Source organism: Vibrio sp. 2132-1 (genome assembly GCF_033344315.1).
This window is the reverse complement of record NZ_JAWPON010000026.1, coordinates 41,051-53,879: the sequence shown is the minus strand read 5'-3', so window position 1 is coordinate 53,879 and position 12,829 is coordinate 41,051. Positions and strand designations below refer to the sequence as shown.

Sequence of the window (12,829 nt, the reverse complement as noted above, 5' to 3'; positions counted from 1 at the left end):
GGGGTGTAGCTCCAATTGGCAGAGCAGCGGATTCCAAATCCGCGTGTTGGGAGTTCGAATCTCTCCACCCCTGCCATTTTCCCTTATGGGATATGAAAAGCCTCAACTTCGGTTGAGGCTTTTTGTCATCTAGTATTATGAAAAATAGAGATTTTCAAATCTCCTACCTATCAACCCCATCAAAAGCTCATCACAGCCGTTCATATAGCCTTTCCAAAACACTTCCGGTACATATCCTGAACTTTCAGCTTCAACCTCGTGGTGAGCTATACAGCTATGAATAGCGCTTGCGGCCACCTAGAGTGAATATTGCCAACGAACACCTTTCATAGAAATTCGAGGCTGGTATGGTCTATATCCGGTCTTGGAGATAACAGTAAGCTTAACTCTTCCAGTCACGATTTAAATCTGTTGTACTCCATTTGCTAGAAGCTTTCATTGCTTTACTGTACTCAAGTGCTTCTTTTCCAATTAGAGCTAATGTCTTAGCTTGGTTTTCCGCTGATGGTACATTTTTGTATTTTTTATCTTTCCAGTAAATCCAAGCGTCAAAGTATGGCCTGTCTCGCTCTTCAGTAATGTCGGATCTCAACTCTAGCACTTTGGCTGTGGACGGAACTTGTTCCTTGTATGCAGTTACAGGTAATTGTTTATTAAGTTGCTCAAGAAACGGGGCAGGCTTAAGGGCTATATTTGTATGACCGCCTCCTTTTAGTACTTCTAACAGATCACCAAACATGTCGCCAAAATATTCTTTTATCCAATATCCCTTAGTTACTTCGAATTTAAAGAACTTTGGATTTAAGCCTCTAGATGTTAATGCAAGTACAAACGGGCTTTCTCTTGTAGAGAAAAGACAGTCAAATGTAGCGATCCCAACCGTCACTTGAAATTGCTGAATATCTACATCTATTTCTAGCATGCTTTGATGCAGATGTTTTAGGGAGCTCATGTGCATGGAAATTTATCCTTATGATAGTGGGAGTTCTAAATTTTAAGGTAGTAGAGATATGGTTGCATGTGTATGTAGCCAGTACTGAATGCACATACAGTACAATAAAAGGACAATATGTGTCTATAGATTGTTCACTCTAATGAGCTCTTAAAGAAAGTGAGCCCAACGTGCGCTGACAATGACTCGTAAGCGGAGACAATTACAATCTCCAATTGCATAAGAGATTAGAGGAGTATCTCAAAGCTAGTTATAGTGGATAGCTGTGTTTCTGTGGGTTATAGAACTATGCATTCCTGTCGCGGTGTAGTTGTTGAAAATCGCCAACAAACAGCAATACATAGGCACTGAGGGGCTTTATGCTCTATATCCGGTCGGGTGGGAAGGGACAATAAACTTTACAGCTCCAATTTTTATCGATACCTTGTGAATTTCTTTAAAATCATACGGTTAGTGTTAATGCGAAAGAATGAACTAAAAAACAATGTGCAAAACATTATAGAGATACTTATATCTAGAGAGTCTGCGTTTTCAGGGCTTAAAAAGTATATTAAGGAGCATAAACTTGAGGCGTCTTTGTTCTCTCTTATCTTAATAATGATCTTGGCGACAATAATATCTGGTTATTTATACCCAAGTGTTGCTTATATATTTTTCATGCTCATTTATATATTTATAATCTTATATGGATTGTTATCGACAGCCACATCAGCGAAATTTTTTGTTAGTGCTACGAAATGGACTATGAAAAGTGTCAAAACAAGATTTTCAGATAACTATACTCTAGCTGAAAATCTTTCTAGATATGACGATAAATCCTTAGAGCATGTTATTACTCTATTTAATGACCGAATAGTTTTTTTACAAGGCAGAGTAGGATTTCTTGTAGGTGCACTTGATAAGTTAGGGGTCATCCCTGCGGTTATTATGCTTTATTTTAGTTACGCAAAGGTATTTACAGATAAAGATGTATTTGAAATGCCTCCTTTAGTATTAGGTATCGTATCTGGAGTTTATATTGGTGCTATTAGTGCTCGAATGGTTACTGACTCCCTATGTGAAAAAATTGCGACGCTAGAATTAGCAAGAAAGATTAGAAATAGTCACATGGATAGTAGGTTTAAAAATAGGTTGTCAAGTAATGAAACTAAAAATATCGACAACTAATGAAATAGAAAAATATTCTGAAATTGATAAAGAAATAATGAAGGATTTAAGAAAAATTCTGCATGAATGGAAGGGTGTTAACTCTGAATATTATAAAATTCATGACTGTAAAGAATCGTTGTTTGATTATACGGAAGTATCAGTTATCGGTTCTCTTATTGCAGCTATAGCAAGGTGTCCAGGTATGTTCTCACTAGCAGAATTCCAAACAGAAAAGGGGTCGTCTACTATTCAGACCTATAGAGGTCGAGGTGATCTCTATTTTGGAAGCAAAAACTACGGTGCAATTTTAGAAGCGAAGTATTTAAATAATATTGATACGTCTTCAAGACGAGCTATAGACGATATCAAACGCCATAAGCCTGATACCTATAATTACTATATAGCTCTAGGGATCTCAAAGACAACATCAAACAGGAATGTATGTTCTGCGATGGAAGAGATTCCAGAGCTTAAATTTGTTGAAGCTATCATTGCGGAACTTCAATATGGTAGTTCTAAATACTTAGCCTTGAGTTTTACCATTTATAAGGATAAGTAGTTCGAAATTCTACTGTTCTAGTAAGCTGAACGCTCTGTTGTTAGTAAACGGAACTACTCGCAAATAGATGTTAGAACTGGGAGTTGAGCTAAATTTCATATCTAGTTATAGCAATGTAGGAGTGTTGCCGATGTTTGTTTATTGATGCTGTGATGATAATTGATAGTGAGATCACAACGCTAAGCAAAACGAGAATGACGGCAATATACTATTGCTAAAGACTGCTTCTGAAATTTATCCCCGATTCCCACCATATCAACCCACCCCAACGACTTCCACATACTACCTCCCTCACATTCGAGTATAAGTGTCCCTTCAAACATATATAAAAATTAAGTGACTGATAGAAATGGGAGTATTTTGTCATGACGCTTAATAGAACAATCAACCTGACCAATTCGATAATGAAAACCTTATCTGGTCCCAGTGCTGATTCTCGCTCTAACGATTTGGAGTGGTCTGACGGTGGAGGAGATAACAGTGTAATTGGTTTAAAGGTGCTCGTTGGACGTACTCAAAATCGGCGTTTCCACCTACGTTATGTATCACCAGTGAGCCGGAAGAAATCAAGCATCACCATTGCTAGGTGGCCAGATCTCACGGTAGAAGAAGCAAGAGCTAAAGCGCGTAAGCTCAAGGTACAAATCGCTGAGGGTATTGATCCAAAAATTGAACGAGATTCTCGCTCTGCCGTTGTGATGCCTGATGTTTTCACCTTCTTCCACGAGACTTATTTACCGTGGGCTAAAACCCGTAAGAAGTCATGGAAAGATGATGAAACACGGTTCTTGCGATGTAAGTCTATCTATAAAATCCCCATGGATAGGCTCTCAGCACACGCCATCATGAAGCTTCAGTCCCTCCTCACGACTGAAACCTACAAGGGTAAACCTTACTCTGTTGGAACAAATAATCATGTTATCGCGTTAGTTAAGGTGATTTGCTCACTGTCTTCTAAGGTTCTTGATACCCCAAACCATGCGACTAAGGTTTCTTTGATGCCTGTTAATAATGCTCGGACTCGTTTTCTCGATGTAAACGAGACAGCTCTACTGATAAAGGTTGCTCGAACTTACTACTGTAAGGTGAAGGGCAATCTGATTGCGCTGTTGTGGCTAACAGGCTGTCGAATATCTGAGTTAATGGAGAGGCAATGGGATGACGTTGATTTTGATAATCGCACGCTTTTCATCAAAATGACCAAGAATAAGAAACCACATTTGGTCTATTTATCACCTCTAATGTTGGAGTTGTTTTCTGAGCTTTGGAAGTTGAAGCAGCCCGGTAATCCGCATGTCTTTCCCGGTAGTCGAGAAGGGACGCATATCTCACCACCACGTAAAGCTTTGAAGTTGATACTGGATCACGCTGGTATCGATCCTGAAGGTGTTGTTTTCCACACTGCGAGGCATTCGGTAGCGAGTAATCTACTGAACTCTGGGATGGATGTTACGTCGGTTCAGCGTGTTTTAAACCATGCTGATATGTCGAGTACCTTACATTACCGGAAATTTGATAAGACAGCATTAGAGCGTGGAGCGAATGCCTTGTCTGATATGGTCGAGAGAGCCAGTGAAAATCTAGTGTTACCTGAACCTAAGCCATCTGAAAATTAATATTAAATGAAACAGATAGCCCCTGAATAGTTAGTTCTATTCAGGGGCTTTTTTGTATCTGGAATTTAGATGGAGAAATTCAATGAAAGTTGTGAAAAGCCTTACTGATGCTGAACTGTTGAAGTTGCCTTTATCGATTAAAGAGCAACTGATGTATCAGCTATTGCTTCCTTGGTCTGGTAATCGTGATGAGGCTGGGAAATTTTGGGAGGAAGTTTCCACCTGCCTGATCTTGATTGAGCGAGGTGATACCGATCAAGACTTAGCTGACGTAGATGAAGATACCGAGGTCATTCTGTCATATGCGATAGAAAACCCCGAGTTTGTCATTTTGCTACCGAATGAGACTGAACCCTATGTCTTTGCGTGCTGTGTCCATGCTGACGATGGGAGTGGCAGTTTTGTTATGGGTTCCACGAGTAACGCTACCCAAGCGATTAAAACGTTAATTGAACTGGCTGAATAGGAGAATTTTGTATGAGCCAAAAAGTTGAAAAGGCAAACGAGGTCGATTCGTTCACCATTGTTAAAGAAGGTCAGAGTCCAAAGCTCAGTCCTAAGTCTGAGAGCTTTCTAGAGTATCAGATTGCCTACAAGGAAGATGATCAGGAGTTCTATATACGTGTTTCTAAAAACTCATCGTCGGGGTTGTTCTCGAACAGCTGGGTGCGTCTTGAAGCTATCTTTACGCTACTTGATGGTCAAGTTGGTAAAACTGTTAAGTCAGCAGCGTTGAAACCAGTAATAACAGGTGGAAGTAGTAATTCGTGTGGGTTCTTAGCGGCTATCCTGCGAACTATTTCTATCCTCGATCCTGTACCCGATAATGTGTTCTTACATCAGGTGTCTGGACGCTATGAAGTGGTGAAGACTGAGCTTCGAGCATTAGCCTCTAACCCTGACTAACCTTTCATACCTAGCTTCGTTCTGAGGCGGTTTGCTTAATTATTACAACGAGAATTTATTATGAACTTAACTCTTCAATTTGATGTTGAGCGATTTTTGCTACCGATTAGCATAGACCTTCAAAATGCTTTAAACCGTATTTGTAACGAGTCGGGAAAGGTGTCGTCTTCAACTCAAGCTGTAACCATCAACTTTCGAGAGCGTGCTTACTGTCCTGAAAATGGAGGATACCACCCTGTCGAGGTTCGTATCACTAGGCTTAATGATCAATGGGTTTTCGATTACATCACTGACTTTAGTTACTGTGGATTGATGCCTGAACTTGAGAAAGAAATCGACTTTGATTTTGGTCATGGTGTGGCTTACATCCGTTACATGGGTGAAGTTCCCATTACTGAATCCAGTGTCGCTGAGTTCTATTCGATGTGGGAAAGTAATTTCCTGTCGTATCTATCAATGGACTGCTTCGATGAAATTAAGGTAATGGCGGAAGATGCATAGCGCTTATTAGTGTTGTGATGAACAGGAACTTGACCGGAGCGAGTAAAGGAAAAATGCTCTGTGGTTTTGTCCTGTTCATCAATTCATGCAGATGAATGTGTGATGGGGTATTAGCACTTAATTGATAAACCTAACTCAAGGATTGTACATCCGTTGTACCGTGTTGGAACGTTTATGTACTGATGGAAACTCCCATTGCGTCGGTGGCAATGGGAGGGAATTTGGTGGTGCTAATTTGAAAAGTGTTATCTAGCGGATAATGATTTGGTGAGATCTTATCGGTGCCTCAGTTATAAAATTACTAATAAATATGTCATTAATAGTACCCAGCCCGGTGGCAGGTTATTATTCTGTTTAGTTACGTTTGGCGAAAAACAGCATCGTTTTGAGCCTTCCCTTAACTGGTATCGGTTCGAAGTTTCGTAAAATACCCCAGTTCCTATATCTAGCATCGAAAGCTTACAAACCTCTGCATAGTGGTTTCTTTATGAGATGGGGCGACTACAACAGAGAACCGAAACGACATTATGTCTTGGTGGTTGCATTTCATCTCAACGAACCATCAACAAACCCAACGGCGTACTTCAATCTGCTCACTGCCTTCTACTTGGTTGAGTCTAGATACGCTTGGAGCTCTTGTTTCAATAAGTAACGTATCCAGTCAGGTGATAGCACCTCTGCATGAGGTAGCCACGTTTTAAGTTGGCGTATTAACTCTGGAATGTTCTTGGTTTGGTGACTAATGAACACACCCCCTGAATCTAGTTCTTTTAACACCCTGAAGTCATCGGCATTACCTTCATTTAAGAAAGCTCCCACGCCTTTAGCGCTCATCTGTATAAGAACTTCAACGGGATTGAGTCGTTCATCTTCATATCCACAACCAGTTAGTTTCTGCTCAACGCTAGAGTCAGGAGAGTATTTATCCTCGTAGCGCACTAACTCACGAATCTTAGCCACTCTGAGTGACTCTAGGCGGTTTCTGTGTGTCCCGACAATGAACCACAATCCACGTTCATTCAACAGTTTGTAGCTGTGGAACTCATCGTAGGTTTTCCCTTCATGGCTAAAGCTAATCACGTTTCGTCGTTGTATTGATTCGATAAGCTTCTCGAACACCGAAGCACATTCACTAATGTCCTCGACTTGAGGGTTCTTGAAGAGAAAGGGCGGTGCGGTTTTGTTGTTCAATACACCATTGCTTAGATAGTGCTTACCCGAAAACAAAGTATCGAACCCCATGTTTAACAGCAGGAGAGATAGCTCATTATTGGTCTGTCTGCCCAAGAACTTAGGGTCTAACGAGTAACAAGCACCGTCACGTTGTATCGGTAAGTAGTTTAACCGTTCATTGAAGTCACGATTTAACGTCCTTCTTGTTACCCCAAATTCACGACTTAAATCTTCTAGATGCAACTTCTCACCCGTATTCAAACGGGTAAGGATGATGCCAAGTCGTTTCGCTAGTTTGTCATGCTCTTTCATTCTACGCATTGTAGATAGGTCACTCGTCAGGTGGTGTCGTGGTCGGAAAGAACCTGATTATTTCTAGCTGGTTTTCATAAGGTTACTGATATTGCTATAGCTTTCATAGGTTACTCCAAGGTATGTCTTATAAGGTATTCATCAATCATTTCAATATTTCTATATCTGAGCGACACACCCTGTCGTTCACCCTCTTTAAACTAATCATCAATCACGTTACCGCCGTCTCTTATAAGCGGTGTCATTACGTATTTAAGGAAAAACAATGAAAAAGGCAGCATTACAGCTTCTAACAGCAATCACTGTTTCAACTATGTCACTCAATGTTTTAGCTCAAGGTGGTGGCGGTGGTAGTCGCGGCGGTTCTCCATCTCTCACTAAAGAGCAACTAGAACAACACTGGAATGGTAAAGCGGGTCCACAATCCACACCAATCGCAGGCATTCTTGCTCATTGGACTGCGGATGCATGTGGAACTCTGAATGGTCAAGTGAGTGATGTCACTCAATGCGGCCCTGATACACCGAAAGGTAAAGCACAATAAGTTTTGTTGCGGAGCTTGGTTCACGACATCTCAGTTTCGAAATTGGAACTCTCTTGGCTGAGGTATCAATGAGCTCCGCAACACTCAATCAACTAACAAGAAGGAGCCTTTACATGGCGATTAAATCAATAACAACATTAGTTACAACCTGTCCTGCATGTGGTGAGCGTGCTTACGATGATGGTAGCTGTCAGGTGTGCGGTCACTCTCACTAAAGCTGCATTAACAAAACTCTAAAGGGTCATGTTCTTCATTGAGCATGGCCTTTTCATATCTATAGGAAAGGAGAATCATGATGAAAGCATATGAGCGAATCATGCCTCAACAACGATGGTTTAAGCCTAGCGTTTCAACCGGATTGAAAGGTGCACAATACGGAACGGCTCTAGGCGCTAGGTTTGGGGCTCAAGGTGTTGTTCTTGGTGGGGCTTTGGGTTTTATCAGTGGGGCATTAATCGGTGGTGTTCTGGATGATCTAGACGTTCTCTAGCTATTGAAGAAGTGGGGGTATCTCTGCTTCTTTTTTCTTACGTTGATGATTCAGAGTTCGTATTGACGACGGCTTCGATAGGTCGAGTTACGAAGATATTAAAGATAAATTTCACAACCAGTATTAGCAATGTAGAAGTGTTGCTGATGTTCGTTTCTTTATCTAGTCACGATGATTCACTTTGTCATTGCTGTGCTCATTCTGTTCTAAATTCAGCACTGTCCCATTGCACTAAAAACAATGTTTGAAATTTAGTGTAGCAGGGTTGGGTTTTGTCCCTTCTAAGTAGTACAGCTTTACGTTGTTCAGATATATCCAGTTTATAAGAAGAGATTTGTTGGTTAACATTTGTTCGATCAGACAAGAAAGAAAAATTATTTTAACGAGTGGTATCTTGTTTATGCATTCAGAACTGTTTCGTATGTTTTTTGTTCGAAGAAGTTTTACGGTAAGAAGAAGGCGCAAACCGTCTTGATTAAAATATCGCTATTCATTTTTTTGGTTTTTTAGTCATTGTATGTTTTTTTTATTGTAATTAAATCAGTGATTTAGATTTGTGTTGAGTGTTGATTATATTAATTTGGAGTATTAATGTGTGCTTTCTTTAAACAATATAGGTACTGAAAAAATGACACGTAAGAAGACCCAAAAAGAGCTCATCCTGACCCTTGATAAACATACTTTGGTATGTAAACAAATCGCTTCGATGATCCGACTTAAAGACTTGTTTATTCTTCTGGATGCAAAGGGACGACAAATCTCCCATGCCAAACTGACAGGGGAAGAAGGTAAGACGGTTGCTGATGCTAATGCATGTACTGTTGAAGTGATTAAGACGGACAGTTTTATCAATTTAAGTAAAGGTAATTACGTTCGTTGCGCTCATGTTGAAGCCGTTGAGATCTGTAATGGTCAAAAACGCAAAGGCATTTTGATTCGTGGAGAGGGTGATGCGATCCTAAGTTTCTTGCCTATCTCCAAATCGGAAATCCGCGAGAAGGTAGCTGACGCATTGCATGATGCTCTGGTTTCTTATGAAGCAGGTAAGTTTGTACAACCAGATCTAACTGAAATCCTATCAACTCACTAATCGTAAGAAGGTAATACAATGAACACTCTAAAACTGAAAGACTTAATTGAAATGATCAGAAAATGTGGTCAAGACTGTCCCCAAGGTAACCGAAAGACAATGGGAGGACTGCTCGCTCACTGTATCGAGAGTTGCGAAGATGAACACGGAACAATGCAGCAATCTGCTTATTTAATGAAGTATGTGCGTACCTGTATGAATAACAACGTTGAAAAGAAAGGTGTCGATAGCATTGGCTATTTGCAACTAATCAAGTTTGTTAAGTCATGGGCTCGCACAGCAAAGTTTAAGTAAGGGTAACATCGCTGTAATACGGTCTAGCAAACCACAGCCTTCGTGCGCACCATTCTATACCAGTCTTTTCTAAACTAGTCTCATCTCCGAGCACCTCTTTATTACCAATCTTTCTATATCCGATAACCGACGAAGTATGTCCGGTAATGGATGTACTTCGTCTTTTTTATTTTAACGAATGGATAAACAAAAGATGAAAGAGTTAGAAACGTTTCCGAAAACAGCCTATCAATTGATGCGAGAAACTGAGCGTGAGTTAGAAGACTTCCTGCAGTCAACATTCTTCGATACCAAATCATTGCTTTTAGATGATCAAGTTAGCAAGTTCGAAGTCGAGCTGCGAGGGCGTGAAGAAGCTAAAAAAGAAATAGATAAACGTATTAATCGATACTTAGAGGGGATTAAATCTGCTCCATGGGCGGCGATACGTGGTGAAGGTAAAGCTATCCACATATCGATAGATTCTGAGTGGGTCTTTAACCAAGAGACAGGTAAGAACGATATTCTTTGCTACTCATACAGTGTTCGCATTGGTGATAAGTCGTTTAGCGGTGTGAAACATACCGATATGGCGAAACTGATTAAGCAGTGTCGTGATCAAGGTCTGTCGAAAGAAGATGAAATGGATAAGCGTAAACAGCTTGCTAAGAAAGGTTATAAGAACAGCTTCGACAAATTCATCCAAGAGTTGCTGATAAAAGCTAAAGCACGTGGTTTCATCGAAGAATGGCCTGATCAGACGTTTATCTACGCCCACTTTTTACGTTCCGATGTTGCTTCGTTTGAGGAGTTTTGGAAAATCGGCACAAGTAATAAGAACCATAAAAACTCGCTAACAGTCGTTCAAGGTACTGTAACTTCAGGTCGTGGTGCTTACGGAATCGATCTGGACTCAATCGGTCGCAGTAAATACAAAATAGAAAACACCAAGTTCTACTCTTCATCAAATAACGCTTTCGAAACCAAAGTTCGCTTCATTGATACCATGTTGCTGAGTAGCAAGGCGTCGCTTGATGAGATCGGTGAGTTGGTTGGTTTTCCTAAGATGACTTTACCAGACAATATGATAGAACGAATGGATGACCTGTATTGTAAGGATACTAGTCTGTTTAATCGTTATGCTATTCGTGATGCTGATATTGCCTTGGAATATGGTTTACAGATGCAGAAGTTCGCATTGGTTGACCTTCGTGAAGATATCGGTCTGGAGCTGAATAGCCTGCCTTCGACATTAGGCAATCTTGGTGTGTCGTTGTTCCGTGATTCATGTGGTGGTGCGGCTGAGATGCATCAGTTCTTAGGGTATGAGAAGCGCAAGAATCAGTACTACCATGCTAAAAGTAATTCTATCCGCAATTCCGTTGAACTGGCGAAGACAGTGAGCCGTGAGTATACCGATGCACTAGCTGTGTCCGCATTTTATGGTGGCGCTAATTTTGGCGCGTACTTTGGCCCCACGGAGGTCGGTGATTACAACGATTTCGACCTTTCCGGAGCTTACACCACGGCTCTCGTCGATATTCTCGAAGCAGACTATTTGAATTCGTTTGAGTCTAAGGATATTGAAGATTATCTCGGTCATAAGATGGGCTTTGCTTATGTTCGCTTCAAGCATGGTGACAAGGAAAATTTTGGACTTTTGCCTTGCCGCACTTCACTTCGAGGGATTTATTATCCACTTGAAGGTGAAACGTACGTAACTGCGCCGGAACTACAATTAGCCCATGATGCTGGCGTAGAGATCGAGATACTCCATGGTCAGGTGATTCCGTGGAAGAAAGGCTCTACATCTAAGTTTAAAGAATTTACCAAGACGATTCGTAAGCAACGAGCCAAGTATAAAGAAGAGGGTAATGAGCTGTACGAGAAGCTTTGGAAGCTCATTGGTAACACTCTTTACGGTAAGGTTGGACAAGGCTTGCGTGATAAGTCAGGTTTCGATTTAGCCTCAGGTTTAAGTAGTAAAATTCCTTATTCACCAGTGACTAATGCGCACTATGCGGCACATGCCACGGGTTTTGTTCGCGCAACCATGTTAGAAGTTATACGTAAGCTCAATGAGCGTTACGGCGATGACATCAAGATAATTTCAGCCACAACAGACGGCTGGCTTTGCAATGCCACAGAAGAGCAGTTAGAGCAATGTTTAGATGGCCCATTAGCACAACGCTTCCAGCAAATCTGTACTGAAGTCAGTGGCGAAGACATGATGCAACTAAAGCACCATGCTAAACAGATAATCTCTATGAAGACTCGTGGACAATTGACTGCTGAATTGGGTGATACAAAACCGGTATGTGCTAAAGCAGGGATAAAAGCACCGAAAGGCGTAGATGAAAATGAGTGGATGGTTGAGCTGTTCTTAGATCGTTATCCGGGTCAGAAGGTTGCACGTAAACACTTAGCATCAGCACGTGACCAATGGCTAAAAGAGCTCGACCTTATTTCTATCCATACCGAACAGACACTTAACCTCGAATATGACTTTAAGCGTCGTCCTGTAAACCCTCGTATGGTGGAAGTTCGTCACCCTAAAAGCGGTGAAATGGTAGAGCATCTATCGTTCGATACGGTTCCATGGAATACCGTTGATGAGGGTTTAGATGCTCGTACCTACTTTGACGAGTGGCGTGTAAACAACTGCCTAAAAACGATGGAAGATTGGGACAATTGGATGGACTTCTATAAGGTTCGTAGTTATCTCAAGGGTACAGGTGTGAAATACCTTGAGGATGGCTCAGAGGGCATTTTCAAGGTACAGATGTTACGAGCTATCACTCAGGGTAAATGGGGACTACCAGAAGCGCCGAAACGTGCACCTCGTGGTCATTACGATAAGATGGTCGCTACGTTTGAAGCTCATGGTATTGAAGGTATCACTAAACAAGATTTAGCAAATGCTAAGGGACGTAAGCTACTGGAATCCAAACTGCCTGTAACGCCACGTATGCTGCCACTCCTATCATGGTTCGTGCGTAAGTACCCAATGGTTGATATGACATTGATTTTCCATTCTGACGAGTTTCAGGAGGCGACAACAATGCTTGAAGAATACAATCTTAACCACACTGAAAAACTTGCTGCTTAGTATCGCGTAACGCTTACAGAGCCAGATTCCGAAAGGGGTCTGGCTTTTCTTTCAATCATTGGTTGTAGCAATGTAGTGGAGCGATTGCTGTTATTTATCTGGCATGTGCTAGTGGATTGCCCGATTAGAGCAGGTTAACAGTTTGTTGAATTAAT

At 41.2% G+C, this 12,829-nt stretch carries 13 protein-coding genes; 11 read left to right on the top strand and 2 right to left on the bottom strand.

Annotated elements, in window-relative coordinates; translation table 11 throughout:
• Positions 1–382: 382 nt before the first annotated feature.
• Complete coding sequence (locus R8N47_RS21795; protein ID WP_318070415.1) at positions 383–952, bottom strand: DUF6037 family protein; 570 nt, start codon at positions 950–952, stop codon at positions 383–385.
• Positions 953–1,411: 459 nt separating this feature from the next.
• On the opposite strand from R8N47_RS21795, the gene R8N47_RS21790 reads away from it, so the two are divergent.
• The 6 genes from R8N47_RS21790 to R8N47_RS21765 all read left to right on the top strand — a co-directional run bounded on the left by R8N47_RS21790 (position 1,412) and on the right by R8N47_RS21765 (position 5,683).
• Positions 1,412–2,119, top strand: coding sequence for a hypothetical protein (locus tag R8N47_RS21790; RefSeq protein WP_318070414.1), 708 nt, complete (start codon positions 1,412–1,414; stop codon positions 2,117–2,119).
• Positions 2,094–2,660 carry a hypothetical protein gene (locus R8N47_RS21785; RefSeq protein WP_318070413.1) on the top strand — a complete coding sequence of 189 codons (567 nt, stop codon included), beginning with the start codon at positions 2,094–2,096 and terminating at the stop codon, positions 2,658–2,660. The genes R8N47_RS21790 and R8N47_RS21785 overlap by 26 nt, the downstream gene beginning before the upstream one ends.
• Before the next feature lie 365 nt (positions 2,661–3,025).
• Positions 3,026–4,276, top strand: coding sequence for a tyrosine-type recombinase/integrase (locus tag R8N47_RS21780; RefSeq protein ID WP_318070412.1), 1,251 nt, complete (start codon positions 3,026–3,028; stop codon positions 4,274–4,276).
• 82 nt (positions 4,277–4,358) lie between these two features.
• Complete coding sequence (locus R8N47_RS21775) at positions 4,359–4,742, top strand: hypothetical protein (RefSeq protein ID WP_318070411.1); 384 nt, start codon at positions 4,359–4,361, stop codon at positions 4,740–4,742.
• Positions 4,743–4,753: 11 nt separating this feature from the next.
• On the top strand, positions 4,754–5,182 hold the full coding sequence (locus R8N47_RS21770; RefSeq protein ID WP_318070410.1) for a hypothetical protein: 429 nt from the start codon (positions 4,754–4,756) through the stop codon (positions 5,180–5,182).
• Positions 5,183–5,242: 60 nt separating this feature from the next.
• Complete coding sequence (locus R8N47_RS21765; RefSeq protein ID WP_318070409.1) at positions 5,243–5,683, top strand: DUF2787 family protein; 441 nt, start codon at positions 5,243–5,245, stop codon at positions 5,681–5,683.
• 603 nt (positions 5,684–6,286) lie between these two features.
• Here R8N47_RS21765 and R8N47_RS21760 read toward each other — a convergent pair.
• Positions 6,287–7,168 carry a helix-turn-helix transcriptional regulator gene (locus R8N47_RS21760; protein ID WP_318070417.1) on the bottom strand — a complete coding sequence of 294 codons (882 nt, stop codon included), beginning with the start codon at positions 7,166–7,168 and terminating at the stop codon, positions 6,287–6,289.
• 265 nt (positions 7,169–7,433) lie between these two features.
• On the opposite strand from R8N47_RS21760, the gene R8N47_RS21755 reads away from it, so the two are divergent.
• The 5 genes from R8N47_RS21755 (at position 7,434) to R8N47_RS21735 (ending at position 12,674) form a co-directional block, all read left to right on the top strand.
• Complete coding sequence (locus tag R8N47_RS21755) at positions 7,434–7,712, top strand: hypothetical protein (protein ID WP_318070408.1); 279 nt, start codon at positions 7,434–7,436, stop codon at positions 7,710–7,712.
• Positions 7,713–8,007: 295 nt separating this feature from the next.
• Positions 8,008–8,202 (top strand): hypothetical protein, encoded by a 195-nt coding sequence (locus R8N47_RS21750; RefSeq protein WP_318070416.1) that lies wholly within the window; start codon positions 8,008–8,010, stop codon positions 8,200–8,202.
• A gap of 628 nt (positions 8,203–8,830) precedes the next feature.
• Positions 8,831–9,292 (top strand): hypothetical protein, encoded by a 462-nt coding sequence (locus R8N47_RS21745; RefSeq protein WP_318070407.1) that lies wholly within the window; start codon positions 8,831–8,833, stop codon positions 9,290–9,292.
• A gap of 18 nt (positions 9,293–9,310) precedes the next feature.
• Positions 9,311–9,586: a hypothetical protein gene (locus R8N47_RS21740; RefSeq protein WP_318070406.1), complete on the top strand. Its 276-nt coding sequence runs from the start codon at positions 9,311–9,313 to the stop codon at positions 9,584–9,586.
• A gap of 193 nt (positions 9,587–9,779) precedes the next feature.
• Complete coding sequence (locus R8N47_RS21735) at positions 9,780–12,674, top strand: DNA polymerase (RefSeq protein WP_318070405.1); 2,895 nt, start codon at positions 9,780–9,782, stop codon at positions 12,672–12,674.
• Positions 12,675–12,829 lie beyond the last annotated feature (155 nt).

Coding starts and splice junctions, on each gene's coding strand:
- R8N47_RS21790 (WP_318070414.1), top strand. CDS start 1,412: ATGCGAAAGAATGAACTAAAAAACAATGTGCAAAACATTATAGAGATA.
- R8N47_RS21745 (WP_318070407.1), top strand. CDS start 8,831: ATGACACGTAAGAAGACCCAAAAAGAGCTCATCCTGACCCTTGATAAA.
- R8N47_RS21770 (WP_318070410.1), top strand. CDS start 4,754: ATGAGCCAAAAAGTTGAAAAGGCAAACGAGGTCGATTCGTTCACCATT.
- R8N47_RS21765 (WP_318070409.1), top strand. CDS start 5,243: ATGAACTTAACTCTTCAATTTGATGTTGAGCGATTTTTGCTACCGATT.
- R8N47_RS21735 (WP_318070405.1), top strand. CDS start 9,780: ATGAAAGAGTTAGAAACGTTTCCGAAAACAGCCTATCAATTGATGCGA.
- R8N47_RS21750 (WP_318070416.1), top strand. CDS start 8,008: ATGAAAGCATATGAGCGAATCATGCCTCAACAACGATGGTTTAAGCCT.
- R8N47_RS21795 (WP_318070415.1), bottom strand. CDS start 952: ATGAGCTCCCTAAAACATCTGCATCAAAGCATGCTAGAAATAGATGTA.
- R8N47_RS21755 (WP_318070408.1), top strand. CDS start 7,434: ATGAAAAAGGCAGCATTACAGCTTCTAACAGCAATCACTGTTTCAACT.
- R8N47_RS21785 (WP_318070413.1), top strand. CDS start 2,094: ATGAAACTAAAAATATCGACAACTAATGAAATAGAAAAATATTCTGAA.
- R8N47_RS21740 (WP_318070406.1), top strand. CDS start 9,311: ATGAACACTCTAAAACTGAAAGACTTAATTGAAATGATCAGAAAATGT.
- R8N47_RS21775 (WP_318070411.1), top strand. CDS start 4,359: ATGAAAGTTGTGAAAAGCCTTACTGATGCTGAACTGTTGAAGTTGCCT.
- R8N47_RS21760 (WP_318070417.1), bottom strand. CDS start 7,168: ATGAAAGAGCATGACAAACTAGCGAAACGACTTGGCATCATCCTTACC.
- R8N47_RS21780 (WP_318070412.1), top strand. CDS start 3,026: ATGACGCTTAATAGAACAATCAACCTGACCAATTCGATAATGAAAACC.